The 25,122-nt window shown below is 68.0% G+C and carries 17 protein-coding genes; 6 read left to right on the top strand and 11 right to left on the bottom strand.

Features of this window, described 5'->3' with window-relative positions:
• Positions 1–10: 10 nt before the first annotated feature.
• Together AC3A3X_RS04805 and AC3A3X_RS04800 are read right to left on the bottom strand one after the other, a co-directional pair.
• Positions 11–625, bottom strand: coding sequence for a CDP-alcohol phosphatidyltransferase family protein (locus AC3A3X_RS04805; RefSeq protein WP_487581901.1), 615 nt, complete (start codon positions 623–625; stop codon positions 11–13).
• A 216-nt stretch (positions 626–841) separates the two neighbouring features.
• Positions 842–2,671 (bottom strand): 3-hydroxybutyrate oligomer hydrolase family protein, encoded by a 1,830-nt coding sequence (locus tag AC3A3X_RS04800; RefSeq protein ID WP_487581900.1) that lies wholly within the window; start codon positions 2,669–2,671, stop codon positions 842–844.
• A 96-nt stretch (positions 2,672–2,767) separates the two neighbouring features.
• Between AC3A3X_RS04800 and AC3A3X_RS04795 the strand changes: the two genes are divergently transcribed.
• Positions 2,768–3,430: a response regulator transcription factor gene (locus AC3A3X_RS04795; protein ID WP_487581899.1), complete on the top strand. Its 663-nt coding sequence runs from the start codon at positions 2,768–2,770 to the stop codon at positions 3,428–3,430.
• Between the two features lie 76 nt (positions 3,431–3,506).
• Here the strand turns inward: AC3A3X_RS04795 and AC3A3X_RS04790 are convergent, their stop codons facing one another.
• Positions 3,507–6,848 (bottom strand): hybrid sensor histidine kinase/response regulator, encoded by a 3,342-nt coding sequence (locus tag AC3A3X_RS04790; protein WP_487581898.1) that lies wholly within the window; start codon positions 6,846–6,848, stop codon positions 3,507–3,509.
• Between the two features lie 318 nt (positions 6,849–7,166).
• Positions 7,167–9,401, bottom strand: coding sequence for a TonB-dependent receptor (locus tag AC3A3X_RS04785; RefSeq protein ID WP_487581897.1), 2,235 nt, complete (start codon positions 9,399–9,401; stop codon positions 7,167–7,169).
• Between the two features lie 317 nt (positions 9,402–9,718).
• Here AC3A3X_RS04785 and AC3A3X_RS04780 point away from each other — a divergent pair, with 317 nt between their 5' ends.
• Positions 9,719–11,116, top strand: a complete 1,398-nt coding sequence (locus tag AC3A3X_RS04780; RefSeq protein WP_487581896.1) for a GntP family permease — start codon at positions 9,719–9,721, stop codon at positions 11,114–11,116.
• Between the two features lie 74 nt (positions 11,117–11,190).
• Here the strand turns inward: AC3A3X_RS04780 and AC3A3X_RS04775 are convergent, their stop codons facing one another.
• Positions 11,191–13,893: a bifunctional acetate--CoA ligase family protein/GNAT family N-acetyltransferase gene (locus tag AC3A3X_RS04775; protein WP_487581895.1), complete on the bottom strand. Its 2,703-nt coding sequence runs from the start codon at positions 13,891–13,893 to the stop codon at positions 11,191–11,193.
• A gap of 143 nt (positions 13,894–14,036) precedes the next feature.
• On the opposite strand from AC3A3X_RS04775, the gene AC3A3X_RS04770 reads away from it, so the two are divergent.
• Together AC3A3X_RS04770 and dinB are read left to right on the top strand one after the other, a co-directional pair.
• Complete coding sequence (locus tag AC3A3X_RS04770) at positions 14,037–14,405, top strand: HPF/RaiA family ribosome-associated protein (RefSeq protein ID WP_487581894.1); 369 nt, start codon at positions 14,037–14,039, stop codon at positions 14,403–14,405.
• A 99-nt stretch (positions 14,406–14,504) separates the two neighbouring features.
• Positions 14,505–15,605, top strand: a complete 1,101-nt coding sequence (gene dinB / locus AC3A3X_RS04765; RefSeq protein ID WP_487581893.1) for a DNA polymerase IV — start codon at positions 14,505–14,507, stop codon at positions 15,603–15,605.
• A 77-nt stretch (positions 15,606–15,682) separates the two neighbouring features.
• On the opposite strand, the gene AC3A3X_RS04760 is transcribed toward dinB, so the two are convergent.
• Both AC3A3X_RS04760 and AC3A3X_RS04755 read right to left on the bottom strand, forming a co-directional pair.
• Positions 15,683–17,368, bottom strand: a complete 1,686-nt coding sequence (locus tag AC3A3X_RS04760; RefSeq protein WP_487581892.1) for a phosphoethanolamine transferase — start codon at positions 17,366–17,368, stop codon at positions 15,683–15,685.
• On the bottom strand, positions 17,365–18,036 hold the full coding sequence (locus tag AC3A3X_RS04755) for a phosphatase PAP2 family protein (protein WP_487582002.1): 672 nt from the start codon (positions 18,034–18,036) through the stop codon (positions 17,365–17,367). The genes AC3A3X_RS04760 and AC3A3X_RS04755 overlap by 4 nt, the downstream gene beginning before the upstream one ends.
• Positions 18,037–18,497: 461 nt before the next feature.
• Here AC3A3X_RS04755 and AC3A3X_RS04750 point away from each other — a divergent pair, with 461 nt between their 5' ends.
• Positions 18,498–19,211 (top strand): response regulator transcription factor, encoded by a 714-nt coding sequence (locus AC3A3X_RS04750; protein ID WP_487582001.1) that lies wholly within the window; start codon positions 18,498–18,500, stop codon positions 19,209–19,211.
• Positions 19,208–20,482 carry a sensor histidine kinase gene (locus tag AC3A3X_RS04745; protein ID WP_487581891.1) on the top strand — a complete coding sequence of 425 codons (1,275 nt, stop codon included), beginning with the start codon at positions 19,208–19,210 and terminating at the stop codon, positions 20,480–20,482. Before AC3A3X_RS04750 ends, AC3A3X_RS04745 begins: the two co-directional genes overlap by 4 nt.
• A gap of 395 nt (positions 20,483–20,877) precedes the next feature.
• On the opposite strand, the gene pnp is transcribed toward AC3A3X_RS04745, so the two are convergent.
• The 4 genes from pnp to rbfA form a co-directional block, all read right to left on the bottom strand.
• Positions 20,878–22,986, bottom strand: coding sequence for a polyribonucleotide nucleotidyltransferase (gene pnp, locus AC3A3X_RS04740; RefSeq protein WP_487581890.1), 2,109 nt, complete (start codon positions 22,984–22,986; stop codon positions 20,878–20,880).
• A gap of 118 nt (positions 22,987–23,104) precedes the next feature.
• Positions 23,105–23,365: a 30S ribosomal protein S15 gene (rpsO, locus tag AC3A3X_RS04735; RefSeq protein WP_115858221.1), complete on the bottom strand. Its 261-nt coding sequence runs from the start codon at positions 23,363–23,365 to the stop codon at positions 23,105–23,107.
• A gap of 197 nt (positions 23,366–23,562) precedes the next feature.
• Complete coding sequence (gene truB, locus AC3A3X_RS04730; RefSeq protein ID WP_487581889.1) at positions 23,563–24,534, bottom strand: tRNA pseudouridine(55) synthase TruB; 972 nt, start codon at positions 24,532–24,534, stop codon at positions 23,563–23,565.
• 199 nt (positions 24,535–24,733) lie between these two features.
• Entirely contained in the window at positions 24,734–25,111 is a 378-nt protein-coding gene (gene rbfA / locus AC3A3X_RS04725) for a 30S ribosome-binding factor RbfA (RefSeq protein ID WP_487581888.1), read from the bottom strand.
• Positions 25,112–25,122: the final 11 nt, after the last annotated feature.

Raw genomic sequence — 25,122 nt, 5'->3', positions numbered from 1 at the left:
CGACCGCTTTTCAGGGCTTGGGAATCCGCAAGGTCTTGCTGATCATCAGCGACCCCGACAGGGCGAACATCAGCACCAGCGGATGGAATTGCCACGGCCCGAGCTTGATCATGCCCAGCCACAGGTCGGGGCCGATCGCGCCCTGCCAGGCGGCCACGGCCAGCACCACCACCAGCGCCAGGCTGGTCGGGATCGGCGTGCCTTCGAAGAACTTGACCTTGTCGCCGCCGCCGGACAACTGTTCGGCGGTGACGTTGTAGCGCGCCAGGCGGCTCACGCCGCAGCCGACGAAGTAGCTCAGCACGACCCAGTCCCAACCGCCCTGCAGGCCGCAGGCATAGGCCAGCGCGGCCGGGGCGACGCCGAAGGAGATCACGTCGGCCAGCGAGTCCAGTTCGCGGCCCAGGGTCGAGGCGGAGTTGCGCCAGCGCGCCACGCGGCCATCGACGGCATCGAAGATGAAGGCCAGCGGGATCAGCGCCATGCCGATCAGCAGGTCGCGCACCCCGCCTTCCTGCAGGAAGCGCATGGCAGCGAAGATCGCTCCGGTGCCGCAGAAGGCGTTGGCCAGCGTGAACCAGTCGGCGAGGTGGAACTCGCGCAGCATCGAAAAGTGGCGCGACATGCGGCGGCGCTCCTGCTCCATCAAGGCCTGCCAGCGTGCCAAAGAGGAGGTCAAGGGGGCAAGAGCCCAGTGCCTTGCTCCCTCTCCCGCTTGCGGGAGAGGGCTGGGGTGAGGGCATACAGTTCTGCCCAGGCTATCGGCGCTCTGCCCTCATCCCAACCCTTCTCCCGCAAGCGGGAGAAGGGCTCAGGCCTCAGCGGGAGAAGGGCTCAGGCCTCAGCGCGGCATTGCCAGGTTCGACGCCTGCAGCGGCTTGCCGGCGCGCGGTGTAGTCGCGATCACCGCATCGGCCGGCAGCACGGCATTGCCGTCCAGCGTCGCGCTGACCCGGTCCAGCGCGGCGTACACGTACGGCAACAGCGGCAGGTAGCGCGCGCCGTAGCCGGGCAGTCCGAGGAAGGCATCGAAGTGCTGGGCATTGCGCACCTGCCAGTAGCGCACGTCACGACCGGCAGCCTGCGCCTGCTTGACGTACGGCGCGCTGGTGAATGCAGGCGGGACCAGGCCGTCGTCGCTGCCGTGGATGACGACCACCGGCAAGCCCTTGCGCGGCAGTGCGGCGCGGGTTTCGGCGATGCCCTTGCGGACGCGCTGGGCGTGGGCGTCGTCGCCGGTCCACAACGCGCGCAGGCATTGCAGCGTCGTCAGCGGCGAGGTCGGATGCTCTTCGAGGATGTTGACACCGGCACCGGGCGGGATGCCGCTGGCGTCGGACCACCATGCGGCACGCTCGGTTGCCGTGGCGTCGCGCGGGCTGAGGTCCTGGCCCAGCGCGGTGAAGCGGTTGCCGCACGGCATGGCGCCGAAGCCATAGCGTCCATAGGACGACGCATAGGTCACTGCGACCGCGCGCCACAGGTCGAAACCGACCGACAATGCGCCGGCACGCAGCGCTTCGTCGGCCCAGCCATGGGCCTTGAGGGCGTCATACGCGGATTTGGCTTGCGCCGCGGTATCGCCACCCTCGATCAGGCCGGTCGCCTTGAGCGCGGCGCAGCGCTGCGTCCACAACGGCGCAGCCTGTGCGGTCAGTGGCGGCTGCGGCAGGTTCTGCATGTGCAGCAGCGCGCACGGCATCAGCAGCGCGGCCTCGGTCGTGAAGTCGTAGAGCGGTCGACTGCCCTCGCCTTCTGCGTAGATGTTGGGTTCGCCGGCGACGACCGCGTCGAGCCAGTTACCGTCGAGTTCGGCCGCGCGCAGCACCGCGCCACCGCCATTGGAGATGCCGACCGCGATCACGCGCGTGTTGTCGAAGGTGAAGGGCGCGTGCTGCGGGAAGGCACTGTCGAGCGACTGCAGCGCGAACTGCGCCGCCTGCTTCACGTGCCGGCCCCAGTCGGCCTCGGGGTTGTCGCCCGAATGCGCGTGCTTGAAGGCCACGCCGGACGATGCCGACGTCAGCTTCTCGAACGCCAGGCCCTCGCCTCGCATGCCCACGGTGCCATCGGCGCGAACGCCCTGGCCTGAGTCGAGATCGAAATAGTCGGTGCCCGCGCCCTTGTCGGTGTAGGCCACCGCGCATCCCTTGGGCAGGCCCCAGGCACCGGCGACCGCAATCGCACCGTAGATGCCGCGCGAACCGGAGGATGCCGTCACCACCAGGCAGCGCTTGCCGGTGTCGAAGCCATCGGGCACCTGCACCAGCACGCGATGCGGCTGGCTCGCGCCGGGCACCGTGGCGAATGCGCTGTACTCGCGCCCCGGAACGCTGGCGGTGCTGCCGTAGAGATCGCCGTAACCACCGCCCGGCGCGAGGTCGGCGATTCCGCGCCAGTTGCTCCACAGTGCACGTTTGCGCAGTTCCGATGGCGTCGGATGCTCGGCGTCGGCGAACGCCGGCGGCGTCATCGCGCGCAATCCGGACAGGCCGAGGCCGGCGCTGAGCAGGTCGTCGCTGCCGCGGTGCTCGCTCAGGCGCATGGCGGAGAACATCGGCGCGGCCTCCGTGTTGCTGCGCGGCGTGGAGGTGGAACACGCCATGAGGGAAACGGCGGCCAGGGCGAGCGTGGCGCCGGCTAGGACGGTACGGACAGGTCGCTTGGTCATCGTCGCAGACTAGCAAGGCCAGCCGCGGCGCCCATCGTACTTTCGTACCAAGCCGGTTCCGACACGCCGGTGCGCGCACTTGCTAGGCTAGCGACGATGCCGACCCTGCTGATCGCCGACGACCATCCGCTGTTCCGTGCTGCCCTGCGGCAGGCGGCGATGGAGGCCGTGGCCGGCGCCGAGATCCTCGAAGCCGGCCATCTCGATGCCGTGCTGGCCGCGCTCGATGCCGATTCCGGCGTCGACCTGGTCCTGCTCGACCTGCACATGCCCGGCAACCACGGCCTGGCCGGACTGGCCGCGATCCGCGCCCAGCACCCGGGCGTGGCGGTCGTGGTGGTCTCGGCCAACGACGACCCGCGCGTGGTTCGGCGCGCCCTGGACCATGGCGCCGCCGGTTACCTGCCCAAGAGCGCCGGCCTGGACGAACTGCGCGATGCCATCCGTGCCGTCCTGGCCTGCGAGCAATGGCTGCCCAACGCACTGCGGGCGGCCGTGGCGCGCACGCAGAGCGACAGCGGCGATGCCGACCTGGCCGCGCGCCTGGCGAGCCTGTCGCCGCAGCAGTTCCGCGTTCTGACGCTGGTCGCGCAGGGATTGCTCAACAAGCAGATCGCCGACCGCCTGGTCGTGCAGGAGCGCACGGTGAAGGCGCACCTGTCGGCGATCTTCGAACGCCTGGGCGTGCGCAATCGCACCCAGGCCAGCGTGGTGCTGCGCGAACTGGAACTCTCCGACCCGGCACGGCAGATCGCCTGAACTGTCGTTCACGCGCAGGCGGGCCGTTAAACAGCCAAGCCCTCATGGACGTTGCTCCATGTACCGGTGCAGCCGGCTACGTCAACGCCACTTCCCGCGCCGCAAGAGCGCGGTCGAGCACCGACTTCAGCGCCAGCGGCTTGACCGGCTTGGCCAGCAGCGACAGACCCGCCTCCTCGACGGCGCGGCGAACGGCCTCGCCGCGGTCGGCGCTGAGGATCAGCGTCGGTCGCGCACCGAACAAGGCCTCCAGTCGCCCAGCCAGCGCGACCCCGGTGTCGCCGTCATCGAGGTGATAGTCGAACAACCACAACGAAGCCTGCGTGCGCTCCAGTGCCGCCTCGGCCTCGGCAGCGTTGCGCGCGGTGGCGACTTCGAAGCCCCAGTTCCGCAGCACAGCGGCCAGCGCCGACATCGCCTGCGGATCGTTGTCTACCGCCAGCACTCGCAACGCGGAGTCCACAGTCGGCACCGATGACGTCGACAACACCGGACGCGGCGCACTGCGTACGCGTACGGCGAACACGGTGCCGCGACCGAGCTGGCTGCGCAGGCTCAGCGGTGCGTCCAGCAATTGCGCGATGCGTTCGGCGATCGACAATCCCAGCCCGAGCCCCTGCCCCGGCGCATCCTCGCCGCGACGGAACTCCTCGAAGATCGCCGACTGCTGGCTCGCCTCGATGCCCGGGCCGCTGTCGTGCACTTCGATACGCAGGTTCCCGCCGTCCCGGCGCACACCGAGCACGACGCCGCCGCATTGCGTGTAACGCACGGCGTTGGCGAGGAAGTTCTGCAGGACCCGGCGCAGCAGCTGCGGGTCGGTGTGCACCCAGGCGCGACTGGGCACGAAGCCGAAGTCGAGCCCGCGCGCGGCCGAGATCGCGCGGAATTCCGAGGCCAGCGGTTCGAGCACTTCCGACAGCGGGAACGGGCGCGGCTGCGGCACCAAGCCGCCAGCCTCCAGGCGCGACATGTCGAGCAGGCCGGTGAGCAGGTCGCTGGTCGAATCCAGCGCGCCGCCGATCTGCGCCACGGTTTCGCGCTGGCGTGGCTCGTGCAGTTGCTGCGACAGCGCATCGGTGAACAATTGCGCGGCATGCAGCGGCTGCATCAGGTCATGGCCAATGGCGGCCAGGAATCGGCTCTTGGCCTCATTGGCGCGCTCGGCATCGCGCTTGGCCACTTCCAGGTCGGCGGTGCGCTCGGCGACGCGTTGCTCCAGCGTCTCGTTGGCCATGATCAGGCCGGCCTCGGCGCGACGGAACGCGGTGACGTCGGTGAAGGTCGCGACGAAGCCGCCGCCGGGCATCGGGTTGCCGCGGATCTCGATGATGCTGCCGTCGGGCAGCACGCGCTCGGACAGGTGCGCGGTGCCGGCGCGCATGAAACTCAGGCGCCGCTCGAGGGCGCGTTCGAGATCGCCCTGCGGCGGCATCCGCTGCAGGGCCCAGCGCGACAGTTCGGCAATCGGCCTTCCGACCTGCAGCAGTTCCGGCGGGAACCCGAACAACTCGACATAGCGCCGGTTCCACGCCACCAGCCGCAACTGCGCGTCGACCACGCTGATGCCCTGGCTCATGTTCTGCAGCGCCGCCTCGAGCACACGCTGGTTGAAACGCAGGTCGGCCGAGGCCTCGCCGACGATCGCCGCGACCGCGTCGAGCTCGTGCCCGCTCGCTGCCCGTCGCGCTGCATCCAGCAGCACCCGCGCGGACGCCGAACCCAGGACGGCGGCCAGTTCACGCTCGATCCGCTCTTCGATCGGCGCGGCCACCGGCTCGCCGGCGGGCACGCCCTGCAGCAACTGCGTCACGCGTTCGCGCGGCAGGAAGCGCAGGCCGGCGTTGCGCAGGGTCCTGACGTCGAGGCCGCGATGGGCGCGGTGCGGTGTCTCGCGGCGCCACAGTGCCGCCAGCACCGTGGCCAGCGTGCCGACGAACAGGCTCGCACCGACGGCGCGGCCGAGACGGCTCCAGCCGGTCAGGCCGAACAGCGCATCCGGCGCCAGCCAGTGCAGGCCGAACGGACCGTTGTCGAGCCAGGGCGCGGTGATTCCGCGCACCTGCAGCGTCATCGGCAACAGCAGCACCCAGGCCCAGGCCGCGAAGCCCGCGGCAATCCCTATGACCGCCGCGCGCGCCGGTGTCTGCGGCCGCCACACGGCGAAGCACAGCGCCGGCGCCAACGTCGCCAGCGCCGAGAACGACACCGCACCTACGTCGGCCAGCGCGTCGTTGCCGGCAATCAGGCGGCTGTAGGCCCAGGCCAGCAGCATGATCACGACGATGCCGGCGCGGCGCAGCGCCAGCACGCTGCCACGCAGGTCGCTGCCGTCGTTGCGCGACCACGAACCGCGCAGCAGGCCGGGCGCAAACCAGTGGTTGCCGATCATCAGGCTGAGCGTGAGCGTGCTGACCACGACCATGCCGGTCGCCGCGCTGAGGCCGCCGAGGAAGGCGAACAGCGCCAGGCCTTCGTGCCCCTGCGCCAGTGGCAGCGCCAGCACGTACAGGTCCGACGGCACGCCGCTGCCGCCGAGCAGCGACTGGCCAGCTTTCGCCAGCGGCAGAACCGGTAGCGCGATCAGCACCAGGTACAGCGGGAACTGCCAGCGCGCCGTGCGTACGTCGCGCTCATCGCGGCACTCGACCACGCCGACATGGAACTGGTGCGGCAGGATGAACATCGCCAGTGCGCCGAGCAGCACCAGCGGGGCGAAGCCATCGGCCGAGCGCGGCGGCGGTGCCATCGCCGGCGCCGCGGGCAGATCGCCCAGTCCCCACCAGACGAAGAGTCCCAAGGCCAGCATTGCCGCCAGCTTGAACACCGACTCGAACGCCATCGCCAGCACCAGGCCGCGGTTGTGCTCGGCCGCACTGGCGCGGCGGGTGCCGAACAGCATCGCAAACAGCGCCATCGCCAGCGCCACGTACAGCGCGCTGTCCTGCCACGCCGGCGTCGGCGCGACTTCGCCGCTGTGGGTGGTGAGCATGGCGAAGCTCATCGCCACGGCCTTGAGCTGCAGGGCGATGTAGGGGATCAGTCCCAGCGCGGCGACCAGGGTGACGGTGGCGGCCAGCCACGCGTCCTTGCCCAGGCGCGTGGCGATCAGGTCGGCCAGCGAAGTCGCGTTGGTCTCGCGCGCCAACTGCACCAGCCGGATCATGAACGCGATGGCGACCGCGTACAGCACGATCGCACCGAGGAAGGTCGGCGGCAGCGGCCAACCGTAGCGCGCGGCCTGGGTGACGGTGCCGTAGAAGGTCCAGGAGGTGCAGTGCACTGCCAGCGACAGCGCGTAGACGTGACCCCAGTGCCGCGCCAGCACGGTCGGACGGCGCTCGGCGTAGAGCGCCGTGCCGAACATCAGCGCCAGCCAGGCCAGGCTGGCCAGGGCGACCGCGGTGAAGCTCAGCATGGGGTGGTGGCGAGGTGCATCACGGGAGGATAGCCGAGCCCCCGGAACTCAGGGCGCCTTGGAGGTTGACGCTTCGACACTGGATCCCGGCGTTCGCCGGGATGACGGTGAGGGGGCAGACCGTGACCGGGTTTTACTACGTCCGGCGAAGACCGGGCGACAAAGCGCCGGAGCGTCGTCCGCTGCGCCGGGGATTGCGCAGCAGCGGGCCATGGATGGCCCGCGCCCCGCCTTCGGACAGGATGTCCGACGAAGGGGCGGAGCAATCCCCGGCGCAGCGGACGACGCCGTGCCGGAGACCACCACCCAAAAACGGCGTCAGAAGTCGTACCGCGCCGCCAGCGTGTACTGGCGCGGCGCGCCGTAGAAGCCGGTCAACACGCCCAGGGCGGCGTTGAGGTTGTAACCGGTGGTGCGGTACTCCTTGTCGGCCAGGTTGGTGCCCTGCAGCGACAGCGACCAGGCATCGTCGATGCGCCAGATCACGCCGGCGTTGACCAGCCCGTAACCGTCCTGCGTGATCGGTAGCGCGCCGGTGCGGACGATCTCGGTAGTGGCGACCACGTCGCTCTGGTAGCTGTAACCCACGCGCGCCGACAGGTTGCCGCCGTTGGACAGATCGGTGCGGTACTCGACGTTGAGCGCGCCAGAGAAGTCCGGAGCATTGGTGAACTCCTGCTCGTCGGCGATGTTGACGTTGGCGTAGATGAACTCGTCGTACTTCGCGTCGAGCCAGGCCAGGTTGCCGCTGATCAGCCAGTTCTGCGTCGGCAGCCACTGGTACTCGATTTCCACACCCTCCACCGTGCCCTTGCCGGCGTTGGTGAAGTCGCCGAAGAACGCGTCGTTGGTGCCGTCGCCGTTGCTGTCGTAGGAGGTGAACACCGACAACTGGATGTCCTCGTACTTGTTGTGGAACGCCGCCAGGTTCAGGAACAGCGTCTGCTCCAGGAACGCCATCTTGCTGCCGATCTCGTAGCTGTCGACCGACTCGTCGTCGAACGGCTCCGCCGAACGCGGCACCGCCGTGGCCTGCGCACGGATGTTGAAGCCGCCCGACTTGAAACCGCGCGAAGCCAGGCCGTAGACCATGATGTCCGGCGTGACCTGATAGTCGAGCGAAATCTTCGGCGAGGTGTTCTCGAAGCCGATGCGCTTGTCGAAGTTGGCCGCGATCGGCGTCGGGTTGTTGGCCGCGCAGGCACGGGCCAGGGTGGTGAAGGTCGCGTCGGTGTAGCAGCGGTTGAGCACCACCGCGTGTTTCTTCTCATCGGTGTAGCGCGCGCCAAGATCGAGCTTGAGCTTCTCGGTCAGGTCGAACGTCCAGTCGGCGTACAGCGCCAAGGCATCGGTATAGACCGTGCCCTGGGTATCACCGAAGGAGAGATTGAAGAAGTTGTTGAGGACCTGGCCGCCGGCCTCGCCATCGAAGGAGTACAGGCCGACCACGCCACGTGAACGACCGCCGGCATCGTAGTTGACCTGCAGCTCGTTGGTGATCTGCTCGTCGGCGTAGAACGCCTTCACGTCGGCGACCTTGTTGGGCAAGGTGTCGAAGTCGATGTTGGTCTCGGTGTCGGACTCGCGCTTGGCGAGGATGTACTTGAACCCCCAGTCCTCGTTGATGTGCCAGTTGACGGTGGCCGAGGCGCCCTTCATCGTCGTGTCGTTGACGTTGGGCATGCCACTGCGGATGTCGTAGCGGCTGTCCAGCGGCAGGAAGCCCGGGGCGAAGCGGTTGGGTGCCAGCATCTTGGCGCCGCGCACGCCGGACTGGTCATCCATCCAGTCGTAGGCGAACTGCACGTTGAGGTCGTCGCTGATGTAGGCGCCGAGCTGGCCGCGCAGCGCGAGGATTTCCTTGTCGCTGACTTCCTGGCCACTGAACAGGTTGTCGCCATAGCCGTCGCGGTTGAAGCTGCCCACCGCGATGCGGCCGCGCAGCGCGCCGTCGCCGACCGAGGCGCCCAGCGAAGCCTTCACGTCGAGTTGGTTGTAGTTGCCGACAGTGACCGAAACCTGGCCTTCCGGCGCAACCGGCAGGCCGCGCGAGATGTACTTGATCGCGCCGCCAATGGTGTTCTTGCCGTACAGCGTGCCCTGCGGACCGCGCAGCACTTCGATGCGCTCGACGTCGAACACGTCCAGCAGCGCGCCCTGCGGACGGGCGATGTAGACATCGTCCATGTACATGCCCACGCCCGGATCGACGCCCCACAGCGGATCGGACTGGCCGACGCCGCGGATGTAGGCGGTGATCGTGCTGCTGGAACCGCGCGCGGCGTAGATGGTCAGGTTGGGCACCTGGCCGTCGAGGTCGCTGAGGTCCTCGATGTTGAGCTTGTCGAGGGCGTCGGCGGTGAATGCGGTGACCGCGACAGGAACCTCCTGCAGCGTCTCCTCGCGCTTGCGCGCGGTGACCGTGACGCCGCTGAGCGTGGTGGCTTGCGCTTCGTCGGCCGGAGCGGCCGTGGTGTCCTGGGCGAAGGCGGCCGGCGCCAGCAAGGCGAAGGCAATGGCGATGCTCAGGCTGCTTCTGTTGCTGCGATTCATGGTGACGCTCTCTCCCCAGTCCCAGATCGTTGGCCGCGGCCCGGCGGATGCCGGAAGCGAAATGACCGACGGGCCCTCCCCCGTCATGGTGGCAAGCCTAGGTCCGGGCGCCTGCCGGCGCTGCTGTACCTTCGGACAATGCCGGCCCGCCGCGCCGTTGCGGAGACTGCACGCCTACACGGGCTGCCGGCACTCCGCCATCCCCGCGTAGGGGGGACCCAGCGACTGCACGTATCGCACGCAACGACACTGGGTTCCCGCCTGCGCGGGAATGACGGCAAGACAGGCGCCCGACACGCTTCGACAAGGACCGGGGAATGGCATTTCTGATCGTGCTGGCCGCACTGTGCTTTCTGATGTTCGTGGCCTACCGCGGCTACAGCGTGATCCTGTTCGCGCCGGTGGCCGCACTCGGCGCGGTGCTGTTGACCGATCCGTCCCTGGTCGCGCCGATGTTCACCGGCTTGTTCATGGACAGGATGGTCGGCTTCCTGAAGCTGTACTTCCCGGTGTTCCTGCTCGGTGCGGTCTTCGGCAAGCTGATTGAGCTGTCGGGGTTCTCCAAGGCGATAGTGGCTGCGACCATCCGCCTGTTCGGCGCCGGCCGCGCGATGCTGTCGATCGTGGTCGTGTGCGCGCTGTTGACCTACGGCGGCGTGTCGCTGTTCGTGGTGGTGTTCGCGGTGTACCCGTTCGCCGCGGAACTATTTCGCCAGAGCGACATCCCCAAGCGCCTGATCCCCGGCACCATCGCGCTGGGCGCCTTCACCTTCACCATGGACGCGCTGCCGGGCACGCCGCAGATCCAGAACATCATCCCGACCACGTTCTTCGGGACCAACACCTGGGCTGCGCCGTGGCTGGGTACGATCGGCGCTTTGTTCATCCTTGCCGTCGGCCTGCTCTACCTCGACTGGCGGCGCCGCGCGGCGCTGGCTGCTGGTGAAGGCTACGGCGACCAGCTGCTCAACGAGCCGGCGCCGTTCGCCGGCGGCACCCTTGCGCACCCGGTGATCGCGATCCTGCCGCTGGTACTGGTGGGCGTGGTCAACAAGCTGCTGACCGTGGCCATCCCACGCTTCTATGGCGAGGCACACAGCTTCGACCCGGCGGTGATCGGCAGCGCCGCACCCGTGGTGCAGGAAGTGTCCAAGGTTGCGGCGGTATGGGCCGTGCAGGGTGCGCTGCTGGTCGGCATCCTTGCCGTGCTCGCCTTCGCCTGGAAGCCGGTCATGGCCACCTTCGCCGAAGGCAGCAAGCCGGCGATCGGCGGTGCATTGCTGGCGGCGATGAACACCGCATCGGAGTATGGCTTTGGTGCGGTGATTGCTGCCCTGCCCGGCTTCCTGGTCGTGGCCAATGCGCTGGCGGCAATTCCCGATCCACTGGTCAACCAAGCCGTCACGGTGACCGCGCTGGCCGGGATCACCGGCTCGGCGTCGGGCGGCATGAGCATCGCCCTGGCGGCGATGGCCGAGACCTTCATCGCCAACGCCAATGCCGCCGGCATCCCGATGGAGGTGTTGCATCGTGTCGCCGCGATGGCGTCCGGCGGCATGGACACCCTGCCCCACAACGGCGCGGTGATCACCCTGCTGGCGGTCACCGGCCTGAGCCACCGCCAGGCCTACAAGGACATCTTCGCGATCACGCTGATCAAGACGGCGGCGGTGTTCGTGGTGATCGGGGTGTTCTACGCGACGGGACTGGTCTGACCCTGGTAGGAGCGAGCTTGCTCGCGATCAGCCGTGTCCGCCACGTGGTGGCCTGATCGCGAGCAAGCTCGCTCCTACGACGCGGGTTGTTCGATCGGCAGCGACACCGTCACCAGCGTCGGGTCATCCGGATTGGTGATCGTGGCGAAGCCCAGTCGCCGGCACATGTCGAGCATGGTGCGGTTCTCCTGCAACACCTCGCCCTCGATCGAGCGCAGGCCCAGCCAGCGGGCGTACTCGATGATGGTCTGCATCAGCCGCCAGCCCAGTCCGTGCCCCTTGAGGTCGGAGCGCACCAGGATCCCGTACTCGCCATGGTCGTAGTTGGCGTCGGCGTGCAGGCGCACCGCGCCGAGCATCTCGCCGTCGTCCGGGTCGATGGCCACCAGCGCGATCGAGCGTGCGTAGTCGAGCTGGGTCAGCTGGGCGATGAATTCGTGGCTGAAGTGCCGGATCGTCTGGAAGAAGCGCAGGCGCAGGTCTTCGTCGGTGACCTTGGTGAAGAAGCGGCGGAACAGCTCGTCGTCCTCCGGTCGCACCGGTCGCAGGAAGGCGGTACTGCCGTCGGACAGCTCGAGTTTGCGCTCCCACTCTTTGGGATATGGGCGGATCGCAAGGCGCGGATGTCCGGGCCCCTTGTGCAGCGTGCGCGACGTTGACACGCCGATGCGCGCGTCGACCGCGATGATGCCCTCGCGGTCGGCCAGCAGCGGGTTGATGTCGACTTCACGAATCTCGGGAATGTCGGCCACCAGCTGCGCCAGTTTGACCAGCGCCAGCGCGACCGCACGCTCGTCGGCGGCGGGCACGTCGCGGTAACTCTTGAGGATCCGCGACACGCGCGTGCGGCCGATCATCTCGTGGGCCAGGCGCAGGTCCAGCGGCGGCAGCGTCAGCGCCTTGTCGTCGATGACCTCGACCGCGGTGCCGCCGCGACCGAAGACGATCACCGGGCCGAAGGTGTCGTCGTCGACCATGCCGATGATCAGCTCGCGTGCACGCGACCGTACCACCATCGGCTGGACCGTCACGCCGTCGATTCGCGCGTCCGGCCGGCAATCGCGTGCGCGCTGCACGATCGCGTCGGCGGCCTCGCGTACCGCCTGCGCGGTGAACAGGTTCAGGCGCACGCCATCGACGTCGGACTTGTGGCTGATGTCGGGCGACAGGATCTTGACCGCGACCGGTGTGCCGTCCGCCAGCAGCGGCGCGGCGACCCGCACGGCTTCGTCGGCGTCACGTGCGGACAAGGTCGGGGTGATGTCGATCCCGTAGGCGCCCAGCACGCGCGCGACCTCGATCGGATCGAGCCAGCCCCGGCCCGATTCCAGCGCCGCATCGACGACGGCTCGCGCGGTCGCAGTGTCGACCACCAGATCGTCGGGCATGCTCGGCGGCGTCTCCATCAAGGCCTGCTGCGCCTCGCGATGGCGGACCAGGTACATGAAGCCGCGCACGGCATCGGCCTCGGTCGCGTAGGTCGGGATCCGCGCGGCATTGAGGCGGGCAGTGGCGCTTTCGTCCTTGCCCAGCCAGACGGCGAACACCGGCTTGCGGCCGCCTGCCTTCATCGCCTGCGCCTTCGCATCGGCCAACGCCTGCGCGCGGCTGTCGGCGCCGATCAGCGCGGTGGGGACGTTCAGTGCCAGCACGGCATCGTTGCCGGGGTCGGCCAGTACCGCGTTGACGGCTTGCGTGTAAGCGGCATTGTCGGCATCGCCGTTGATGTCGACCGGGTTGGTGCGAGGCCATACCGACGAGGCGACCGCGTCGAGCTGCTGCACGGTCTGGTCGGACAATCCCGCGAGCGTGCCCCCCATGTCGACCAGCCGATCGGCGGCGAGCATGCCGGTGCCGCGTCCATTGGCGAAGATCGCCAGGCGCCGGCCGGGAAACGTATGCGTGCGGCCCAGCGTCTCGGCAGCGGCAAACAACTCATCCAGCGCGCTCACGCGCAGCATTCCGGCGCGGTGGAAGGCCGCGGCGTAGACCGCGTCGGGCGTCGCCAAAGCCGCCGAGTGCGTGCGCACCTCGACCGCGCGCCGTGAGTGCCGGTCGGACTTCACCACGACCACCGGCTTCAATCGCGCCGCCGCGCGTGCGGCCGAAAGGAACTTGCGCGCGTCGCGGATCGATTCGACGTACAGCAGGATCGCGCGGGTGTAGCGATCACGGGCGAAGAAATCGAGCAGGTCGGCGAAGTCGACATCGAGTGCATCGCCGAGCGAAGCAACGGCCGAGAATCCCACCGATCGACGCGCACCCCATTCCACCAGCGCCGCGGCAATCGCGGCGGACTGCGAGATCACCGCGAGGTCGCCGGGCAACGCGGCATGCGCGGCAAAGCTGGCGTTGAGGAGCGCATGCGGCGCCAGGATGCCCAGGGAGTTGGGGCCGACGATGCGCAGGCCATCCGCGCGCGCCACGCTGGCAAGTTCGGCTGCCGGCGAGTGCGCGCCCTGCCCCATGCCGGTATTGAGCACGACCGCTGCAGAGGCCCCCTTCGCGGCAGCGGCGCTGGCGAACCTGGGCACGAGCGAGTGCGGCGCGGCAATCACGACCAGTTCGGGCGTCCAGGCCAGGTCCTTGATCCGCGACACCGCCGCGACGCCTTCGATCTCATCGAAGTTCGGATTGACCAGTCCGATCTGGCCGGCGAACCCGCCATCGACCAGATTGCGCAACACCGCCCTGCCGGCCGACTGCTCGCGCGTACTGCCGCCCACGACCGCGACCGATCGGGGACTGAAGACGGATTCGAGTGAGTAAGTGCTCATCGTCGTTGTGAACCTTCGAACATCTTCCATCGACGCGCCGGTGCGGACTTGACCTGCGTCAAAGCAGCGCGGGCGGCAGCGGCTCCCAATATAGGCGCGTTCGATACGGACGCGAACACATCCGACAGACCATGGAGGCAATCATGCAAGCCGACGTCACGATCCGATTCGAGGGAATGGCGCCATCACAGGCGCTGAGCGAGGACATCCAGCGCCACGCTGACAAACTGCTGCAGTTCGCACCGCGCCTGCAATCATTCGACGTTGCGGTGCGCCATGCCGAGCAGCGCCATCAGCAGGGCAACCGCTACCTGGTTCGTATCCACGCGCTGCTGGCCGGGGCGACGTTCGACGCCGGACGCACGCCTCCGAAGGACCACAGCCACGAAGACGCCTACGTCGCCGTCCGCGACGCCTTCAACGCGCTGCGCCGGCAACTGGACGATCACGTCCGCGTCCGCCGCGGCGCGGTCAAGCAACACCCGCAGCCCGGGTTGGCGCAACCGGATTGAACCCTCGTTTCGCGGATGGCGGAAGCCGTTGCAAGCCGTTAGTATTATGACTAACAGGCCACCCTGATCCGGCCGTCGTGCGCTTCCGCCGCTCCAGCCTTGTCCGCCCCCGCCCGCAAGATCCTCCACGTCGACATGGACGCCTTCTACGCGTCGGTCGAGCAGCGCGACGACCCGTCGCTGCGCGGGCGGCCGGTGGTCGTGGCCTGGCGTGGAGCGCGCTCGGTGGTCTGTGCGGCCAGCTACGAGGCGCGCAAGTTCGGCGTGCGCTCGGCCATGCCCGCGGTACGCGCCGAGCGCCTGTGTCCGCAGGCGGTGTTCGTGCCGCCGGACTTCGTGCGCTACAAGGCCGTCTCGCGACAGGTGCGCGAGATCTTCGCCCGTCATACCGACCTGATCGAGCCGCTGTCGCTGGACGAGGCCTACCTCGACGTCACCCGCACCCGCAGCGGCCTGGCCACGGCCACCGAGACCGCCGAAGCAATCCGCACGGCCATCCGCGAAGAGACCCACCTCACCGCCTCGGCCGGCGTCGCCCCGAACAAGTTCGTGGCCAAGATCGCTTCCGACTGGCGCAAGCCCGACGGCCTGTTCGTGGTTCGCCCGCACCAGGTCGAGAGCTTCCTTGCGCCCTTGCCGGTCGGGCGCCTTCCGGGCGTGGGCAAGGTCAGCGAGCAGCGCCTGGCCGAGCTCGGCATCGCCAACGTCGCCGACCTGCGCACGCTCGGCATGGCCGTGCTGGAGCAGCACTTCGGCCGCTGGGGCCGGCGCCTGCATGAGCTGTCGTTCGGCATCGATGACAACCCGGTGCAGCCCGAACGGCCGACGCTGCAGATCTCGTCGGAGGACACGTTCGAACGCGACCTGCCGATCGATGAACTGGAACCGCACATCGAGCGCCTGGCAAGCAAGACCTGGGAGGGCTACCAGCGCGAACTGGCGCGCGACGACTCGCGCATCGCGCGCACGGTGGTGCTGAAGCTCAAGACGTCGGACTTCCGCATCCTAACGCGGAGCCTGACGCCCGCCGAGCCGCCGTCGTCGCTGCAGGAGCTGGCGCGCATCGCCTGTGACCTGCGCGCGCGAGTGGCGCTGCCGGCGCGCACCAAATACCGGCTGGTGGGCGTCGGACTGTCGGGGTTCGCCGACCGTGACGAAGCCGATGCGCAGAGCGATCTGTTCGCCGGACAGCATGCCTAGGCAACCCTGATCAAGCCTTGTTCTGTCATCCCTCGCTGCGCTCGGGATGACATTCGACTTGGACGTGAATCGATGGGTCAGCCGTTGGCAGTGCAGCCGCGGAACAGGTCCAGCGCCGGATCGTACTCGGGCGTGCTCACCTGCATCAGTCCGAGCACCGAATGGAACAGGTTGTCCTGGCTCACCGGCGCGGCGCTCCCGCGCTTCAGGCAGCCCTGATCGATACCGCGCGAAGCTGCCATGCCCGGCGACAGCCACATCACCATCGGCACCCGGGTCTGCGTGTCGGGCGCGATCGCGTAGGGGACGCCATGCAGATACAGGCCGTTCTCGCCAAGGGATTCGCCGTGGTCGGACAGGTAGATCATCGCGGTGTCGCGGCCGCTCTGCTCGGCCAGCAGGCGGATTGTCCGCGCCAGGAAGTCGTCGGTGTGCAGCACCGCGTTGTCGTAGGCGTTGACGATCTCGTCGCGGCTGCACTTGCCCAGCTCCGCGGTCTCGCAGGTCGGCGTGAACCGGCGCAGCGACGCCGGGTAGCGCTTGTAGTAGCTCGGACCGTGGTTGCCCAATTGGTGCAGCACCACGACCATGTCGCCGCTCCTGCTCGCCACCGCCTCACTGAGTCCCTTGAGCATCACCTCGTCCATGCAGCCCTCGGCCGTGCAGCTCTGCGGATCGGTGGCGTGTTCGAAGGACTCGAACTCCAGTCCCTCGCAGACGCCCTTGCAACCGGTCTGGTTGTCGCGCCACAGCGTGCCGATGCCAGCGTGATCGAGCACGTGCAGCAGGCTCTCGGAGTGCTCGATCCTGTCCTTGTCGTAGTGCGCCCGCCCATACGGCGAGAACATGCACGGCACCGAGACTTCGGTCGCCGAACCGCAGGAGGTCATGTTGCTGAAGTTGATCGGGGCGATGTGGCGCAGCTGCGGCGTGGTGTCGCGGGCATAGCCGTTGAGGCCCCAGTTCTGGGCGCGCACGGTTTCGCCCACGACCAGCACCAGCAGGCGCGGCCTGGCCCCGGCCGGGCGACCGACCACCTTCGCGCTCGTGCCGATGGGCGTACGTGGCCGATTGCGACCGGCCTGGTCGTCGCGCATCACCCGCACCAGCGAGACGATGTAGTTGCCCGGCGTGATCAGGTGGCGCACTTCGCGGTGGTTGCGCATCAGCGCCGACAGGTCCTGGAACGATGCCAGCGCCGCACCCGAGGCGACCACGCCCGCGAGCACGATGACGCCCGCGCGCACCAGCATGGCGCGACCGAATGGACGCCGCCGCAGGCGCACGCGCCACAGCAACAGCGACGGCAGCACACCCAGCACCACCAGGCTCGGCAACATGCCCAGCGTGATCAGCTCGCCCGACTCCTTGCCGTCGGTGTGCAGGATGTTGCGCAGCATGTCGGCGTCGAGGTAGACCGTGTACTGGCTCATGAAGTGCGATGCCGCCGCCGTCACCAGCAGCAACACGGTCAGTACCGGCTTGGCGGTCCAGCGATTGAGCAGCACGCACAGCAGCAGCATGTTCAGCGCGCCGATCATCACCACCAGGCTGGCGCCGGTGCCGATGCCGCGTACGCCATGCAGCGCGCCCAGAGCGATCACCTCGCGGAAGAACGCGGTGTTGCAGAACAGGGTGAAGAACGACGCTGCGGCCAGCGCCAGCGTCTCCACCGATATCTCGGGGCCGACGGCAAGGAACTGCCGGAACTGCTGCGCGAGCGAGCCGAGGAACTGCGGACGACTGCGGACTACCGAGCTCATCGCGCAGCCTCCACCGATGCACGGGCTGGCACGGCCGCGGCTTCGGTCACCATCGGACGGCGTCGGAACCACAGGAACAGGCCGAGCGCAGTGCCCCAGCAGATCGCCAGGGTCCACAGGTCATGCGAGAGGAAGTGGGCGCCGCGAAGCTGCTGCGAGAACCCGAACATCAGCCCCAGAACGCCGCCGACGGCCAGCCCCAGCCAGCGCCAGCGCGGACGCACCGACCACAGGAAGAAGTACAGCGCCAACCAGGCGTAGCCACCGCTGGCGTGACCGGCCGGAAAGCAGGCACCGCGCGACAGGCCCAGCGGACGCATCGCGAACAGTCCGACGTACTCGCGCGCGCCGCCGTAGCGCACCAGGTCCCACGGGCAGTCCATGTTCGACCAGGACTTCACCCAGGCCACCAGCGCCGTCGACACCGCAACCGACACCAGCAGGTAAGCCAGCGGCCGCCGCAGCGAGCCCCAACCCGGACGCGTGCGCGCGACGATCCACGCTGCCAGCACCGTCAGCCATGCCATGGTGCTGACGTCGCGCCCCAGCCGGTGGATGAGCTGTTGGGTAACGAAGTCGTGGCGCAGCTGCCAGTGATTGCCCTGCCAGGCGTACATGCGGTCGGCCAGCCACTGGTCGCCACCGAGCACCATCGTCCACAGCACCATCGCCGCGAACGCGATCAACGGCAGCCAGGCGTGAAGCAGATAGAAGCGCGGGCCGGGGCCGCCCTGTCGGAGCGAAGGGCGCGGCAGCAGCCACCGGGGCGAGCCGCTGGCGGCGCTGGACTTCATCGAAGGTGAGTTGTTCATCAGGCTGGGGATCGATCGACGGGACGCGTTCCGGACGGAACGGCGGCGATGATCGGCAGCGGGTTGTCGGAAAGCGGTGGGAGTTGCCGCCACCAGGCGCAAGTTTGTTTGTGTTCGTTCAGCGTCCGCGCAAACCGATGCGGCGCCAGGCCTGCCGACGCCGACTACGAAGACGCGCCGTCGACGCAGGCACGGAGTATCGTCGTGCCGTTCTGACGTATTTCCGACGGGCGCAAGCCCACACTGCAGGGCTGGCCGCGGTATGCCCGCTGCCAGCTCGTGGAACGAACCGCTGTGGATGGAAAGGGCGATTGCCTATGCGCGTGCTGGTGGTGGAAGACAATCGCAACCTGATCGCCAACCTCTTCGACTACTTCGAAGCGCGCGGCTACACACTGGACGCAGCGCCCGACGGCCCCACCGGGCTCCACTTGGCCATCACCCAGGACTTCGACGCCATCGTCCTGGACTGGGGGCTGCCGCGCATGGACGGTCGCGAAGTGCTGAGCCGGTTGCGCGATGCCGGTCGCGACATGCCGGTGCTGATGCTGACCGCGCGCGACGAACTGCCCGACAAGATCGCCGGGTTCCGCGCCGGTGCGGACGACTACCTGACCAAGCCGTTCGACCTGCCCGAACTCGAAGTGCGGCTCGAAGCGCTGGTGGCGCGGGCGAGTGGTCGCGGACGTAGCCGCGTCCTGAAGGTCGCCGATCTGCGCCTGGACCTCACCACGCTCGATGTGACACGCGCCGGCAAGACCCTGCACCTGTACCCGGCTTGCCGCAAATTGCTGGAAGTGCTGATGCTGGCCAGCCCTGCAGCGGTCACGCGCGATCGCCTCGAGCACGCTCTGTGGGGTGACGAGCCGCCCGACGGCGACATGCTGCGCTCGCATATCTACGAACTGCGCCGCAGCGTCGATGGCCCGTTCGACGTGAAGCTGATCCAGACGCTGCCACGCGTGGGCTATCGCATAGCCGACAAGGGCGCGGCCGCGGAGTCCAACCCCGCTCCGGACGAGCACCGATGAGCACACCACGTTCGGGCCTGCGCAGACGCATCCTGCTGGGACTGCTCGGCTATGTGGTCGTGCTGACCGTGGCGGTGATCCTGCATGGATTCCTGGTCAACGAGCACGCCGAGCAACTGGTCTGGCAGAGCCTGCTCAACGCCGAGCTCGACCACATCGGCGAACTCAGCCACAAGGACCCCGACTACCGCTGGGTCGATACGTCCAACATCGCCCTGTTCGACGGCCGCAATCCCGCCGACATCCCGCCGGCGCTGCGCTCGCTCGGTCCGGGTGTGCATGACGACGTGATGCTCGACGGCGTCGAGCGCGTGGTACTGGTGCGCGAGCAGGACGGCCGGCCGATGATGCTGGCACTGGACATCACCGACCTGGAGCAGCGCGAATTCGACATGAGCCTGACGGTGATCGGCTCGGCGGTGACCATGGTCGTGCTGCTCGGCATCGCCATCGCCTGGAGCGTCAACCGCCTGGTCCGCCCGCTGAGCAACGTCGCCCAGGACATCGCCCGCCTTCAACCCGATCAACCGGGGCAGCGCATCGTCGTGCCCGAGTCGGCCAGCGCCGAACTGGTGGTGATCGCCGATGCACTGAACGACTACCTGCAGCGCAACGACCGCTTCGTCGAGCGCGAGCGCACCTTCATCGACAGCGCCAGCCATGAGTTGCGCACGCCCATCGCGGTGATCGCCGGCGCCAGCGAGATTGCCTTGCAGCAGGCAGACGTCCCCGCCGGAACGCGCGGCCAGCTAAACCGCATCCAGCGCACGGCCCGCGACGTCGAACAGCTGATCTCGCTGCTGCTGGTGCTGGCCAAGGATCCGGCGCGGCTGGCCCGCGTCAGCGATCACGTCGAGCTGGACCAGCTGCTACCCGAGATCGTCGACGACCACCGCTACCTGACCCAGGACAAGGACCTCATCGTGACGGTGGCGGCCCTGCGGCCCTGCGAGATCCTGGCACCGTTGCCGATCGTGCAGGCGGCCATCGGCAACCTGCTGCGCAACGCCATCGAACACAGCGATCGTGGCGAGATCTCCGTCCGCCTCGAAGCACCTGCGACCGTCGTCATCGACGACCCGGGGCACGGCATGACGCCGGAGGAGATCAGCGAGATCTATGCCAAGGTCGCGCGCGGCGGCGGCGAGCGCCACGGCGGCGGCATCGGCCTGGATCTGATCTCGCGCCTGTGCGAGCACCTGGGGTGGAAGCTCGACATTGCCTCCGATGCGGGGCATGGGACTACGACGACGCTGCGGTTCGTGGCCTGACGGCCAATCGCCGTCATCCTGGGCAACGTCCATGGGTTCCCGCCTTCGCGGGAATGACGAGCAACGACGCGGGGTCCCCGCCTTCGCGGGGATGACGGTTTTCAGCACTCATCGAAGACCGGGAAATGACACGGCAGAGCGTCGTCCGCCGGGCCGGGGATTGCGCAGCAGTGGGCCATGGATGGCCCACGCCCCGCCTTCGGACAGGATGTCCGACGAAGGGGCGGAGCAAGCCCCGGCCCGGCGGACGACGCCATACCGCAGACACAAGCCGAATGACGTGATGGACCGGAGAGGTTACGGGCCTGGATCCCGGCGTTCGCCGGGATGACGGTGACAAAGAAAAAGCGGGCCGAAGCCCGCTTTTCCAGATTCCAGCGATGCGGCAGCGCGGCTTACTCGGCCGGCACGCCCTCGCCTTCCTCGACGGCCTTGATCGACAGGCGGATACGGCCCTGCTTGTCGACTTCCAGCACCTTGACCTTCACCACGTCGCCTTCCTTGAGCTTGTCGGAGACCTTCTCCACGCGCTCGCTGGAGATCTGCGACACGTGGACGAGACCGTCCTTGCCCGGCAGGATCGTCACGAACGCACCGAAGTCCATGATCTTGGCGACCTTGCCCTCGTAGATGCGGCCCGGCTCGACGTCGGAGGTGATCTGCTCGATGCGTGCCTTCGCAGCCTGGGCGGCGGCGGCATTGACCGAAGCGATGACGATGGTGCCGTCGTCCTGGATGTCGATCTGCGTACCGGTCTCCTTGGTGATGGCCTGGATGGTCGAACCACCCTTGCCGATCACTTCGCGGATCTTGTCCGGATGGATCTTCATCGTCAGCAGGCGCGGCGCGAACTCGCTCAGCTCACCGCGCGGCGTGGTGATGGCGTTGGCCATCTCACCGAGGATGTGCAGGCGGCCGGCCTTGGCCTGGGCCAGAGCGGCCTTCATGATCTCTTCGGTGATGCCCTGGATCTTGATGTCCATCTGCAGCGCCGAGATACCTTCCGAGGTACCGGCCACCTTGAAGTCCATGTCGCCGAGATGGTCCTCGTCACCCAGGATGTCGCTCAGGACGACGAAGTTGTCGCCTTCCTTCACCAGGCCCATCGCGATGCCGGCGACCGGTGCCTTGATCGGCACGCCCGCGTCCATCAGCGCCAGCGACGAACCGCAGACCGATGCCATCGACGAGGAACCGTTCGACTCGGTGATTTCCGAGACGACGCGGATGGTGTACGGGAACTCTTCCATCGTCGGCATGACGGCGAGCACGCCGCGCTTGGCGAGACGGCCGTGGCCGATTTCGCGACGCTTCGGGCCCATCATGCGGCCAGCTTCACCGACCGAGAACGGAGGGAAGTTGTAATGGAACAGGAAGTGTTCCTTGTACTCGCCCGAGACGGCATCGATGATCTGGCCGTCACGCGCGGTGCCCAGCGTCGCAATCACGATCGCCTGGGTCTCGCCGCGGGTGAACAGCGAGGAGCCGTGGGTACGCGGCAGCACGCTCACCTTCGAGGCGATCGGGCGGACGGTGTCGAGGGCGCGACCGTCGATGCGGACCTTGGTGCTGAGCACCGAGTTGCGCATGGTCTGGTACTCAAGCTCGCCGAACTCCTTCGACAGCTCGCCCGTGCTCCAGCCATCGGCTTCGGCGCGGCCGGCCAGCGACTGCAGCACGTCCTTCTTGATCGCGCTGATGGCGTCGCGGCGCTGCAGCTTGTCGCGGACCTGGAAGGCCTGCTCGAGCTGGGTGCCGACGGCTTCCTTGAGCGCGCCGATCAGGGCGTCGTTCCTGGCCGGAGCCTTCCAGTCCCACGACTTGGTGCCGGCTTCGACGACCAGTTCGTTGATGATGTTGATGACCTTCTGCATCTCGCGATGACCGAACATCACCGCGCCCAGCATCACGTCTTCCGACAGCACCTTGGCTTCGGACTCGACCATCAGCACCGCGTTGGAGGTACCGGCGACGACGAGCTCCAGCTCGGAGTCGGCCAGCTCGGACACGGTCGGGTTCAGCAGGTACTGGCCGTTCTTGTAGCCGACCTTGGCAGCGCCGATCGGGCCGTCGAACGGTGCACCGGTCAGGGCCATGGCAGCCGAAGCGCCGATCAGCGCCGGGATGTCACCGTCGATTTCCGGGTTCATCGACATCACGGTGGCGATGATCTGGACTTCGTTGCGGAAGTCTTCCGGGAACAGCGGACGGATCGGGCGGTCGATGAGGCGGGAGATCAGCGTCTCCTTCTCGGTCGCACGGCCCTCACGCTTGAAGAAGCCACCCGGGATGCGGCCACCAGCGTAGAACTTCTCCTGGTAGTCCACGGTCAGCGGGAAGAAGTCCTGGCCTTCGCGCGCGCTCTTGGCAGCCACGGCGGTGACCAGCAGTACGGTGTCGTCCATCTTGACGAGGACGGCGCCGCCGGCCTGGCGGGCGATCTCGCCGGTTTCCAGCGTTACCTGATGGTTGCCGTACTGAAAGGTCTTGGTGATTTTTGCCACGTTGGGTTCCTATCGTTTCGATGCGGTCCGGTCGGGGCCCCTGCCCCGCTCCGGTCGGCCGATTTGCGGCCTCAAAAACAAACCGCGGCGCATCGCTGCGCCGCGGTGGGTAGTGCGTTTAGCGACGCAGGCCGAGTTTCTCGATCAGTGCCTTGTAGCGCTCGTTGTCCTTGCGCTTGAGGTAGTCGAGCAGGCTGCGGCGGCGGTTGACCATCTGGAGCAGACCGCGGCGGCTGTGGTGGTCCTGCTTGTGGACCTTGAAGTGGCCGGTGAGCTGCTCGATGCGTGCGGTCAGCAGGGCGACCTGGACTTCCGGCGAACCGGTGTCGTTGGCGCCGCGCTTGTTGTCTTCAATAACTTTGCTGGTGTCGATGGACATCGTTGTATTGCCTCGTAGATGCGTGGCCTGCAGAAGCGAATCGGTCGCGTGGAATCCGCGCCAAAGCACCGCTTGGCCCGCCGTTTTCTGGAATGGTGCTGAAGGGAATGCTGAAGTGCTTGAAAAGCGGCGAAATTGTATCAGCCCGCCCCGGCGATTGCGACCTGAATTGTGACAACCGACAAGCGTTTGGCCATTCAGGCCGAAGGCGCTACCGGCTGTTCAGGCTCGCGGGTCGCGGCCGCCGCCCAGCGGAACAGGCGCTGCGGCGAGAGCTTGCCGCCCTCGCGCTGGGCCAGGCCCAGGCAGCGCCCGGTGAGCGAGTAGACAGCGACCAGCCCGTCATCGCCAGCTTCGCAGTCGATCGTCTGGCCGTGGCCGAAACGCAGCGCCGCCTCGGCGTCGATCGCGGCCCGCGGGAAGGCGCTCAGGCCGGCCTCGATCGGCAGCAGGCAGCCGTCGAGCACGGCCTCGCCCTGGGCGGCGATCTCGCGCAGTGAGTCGAGCGTGAACATCCGCGGCTCGCTGAACGGATCGACCCAGAGCCGGCGCAGGCTGGCGACATGGGCACCGCAGCCCAGCGCCTCGCCGAGGTCGCGGACCAGGCTGCGCACGTAAGTACCGGACCCGCATTCGACATGCAGGCGCAGGCGGACGCCGTCAACGCCCTGCTCGCGGCCAAGCAGGTCGAAGCGGTGCACGACGACATCGCGCTCGGGGGCCTCGATCGTTTCGCCGCGGCGAGCCTTGGCGTACAGCGGTTCGCCGCCCTGCTTGAGCGCGGAGTAGATCGGTGCGCGCTGGCGGATGGCGCCGCGCATCGGTGCCAGTGCCGCCTCGAGGGTGGCGTCGTCGAGTTCGGGGACGGGGCGCTGCAGCAGCGGCGCGCCGTCGGCGTCGTCGCTGTCGGTGGTCAGGCCCAGCACCGCGGTGGTTTCGTAGGCCTTGCTCGATCCGAGCAACAGGCCGGCGATCTTGGTCGCCTCGCCGAAGCAGATCGGCAGCAGGCCGGTGGCCAAAGGATCGAGGCTGCCGGTGTGGCCACCCTTCTCGGCGCGGAACAGATGGCGCACCTGCTGCAGGGCCTGGTTCGAGCTCAGGCCCTGCGGCTTGTCCAGCAGGACGATGCCGTCGAGCGCACGGAACACGGTACGGGGCTTCTTTCTCATCAGGTCCGGGAATCGTGCGAATCGGTCGCTGGGATGCGCGTAAGTTCCCGCGGATGCGGGACGGCTGCAACTGGGGGGCGTGGCTCAATCCCTTCTCCCGCTTGCGGGAGAAGGTGCCCGAAGGGCGGATGAGGGGAGGCTTTCGCTCTTGCCCTCACCCCAACCCCTCTCCCGCGAGCGGGAGAGGGGCTTAGGAATCTCAGCTCTCTGCGTCGTCATCCGCCGGCGCAGGGCCGGCCTCATCACGCAGCAGGTTGTCGATGCGCTCACCACGATCGACCGAGTCATCGTAGTGGAAATGCAGCTCGGGCACGTGCCGCATCTTCACCGCGCGGCCCAGCTGAAATCGCAATTGCGGAGCCAGTTCCTTGAGCGCCTTGACGGCCTCGCGCGAACGCTCCTGCTGCAACGCGGTGACGAAGACCTTGGCATGGGCCAGGTCGCGGGTGATCTCGACATCGGACACGCTGACCGACGGCAGGCCGTGCTCGCGCACGGCCTGGTGCACGATCGTGCCCAGCTCCCTGCGGAGCTGGGCGGAAACGCGATCGGTGCGGTGGAACGACTTGGTCGGCATGGTCTGCGGGC

It is taken from the genome of Lysobacter sp. Soil_N_23, assembly GCF_057656135.1.
Note: the sequence above shows the minus strand (reverse complement) of the source record. Positions and strands in the feature narration are given on the sequence as shown.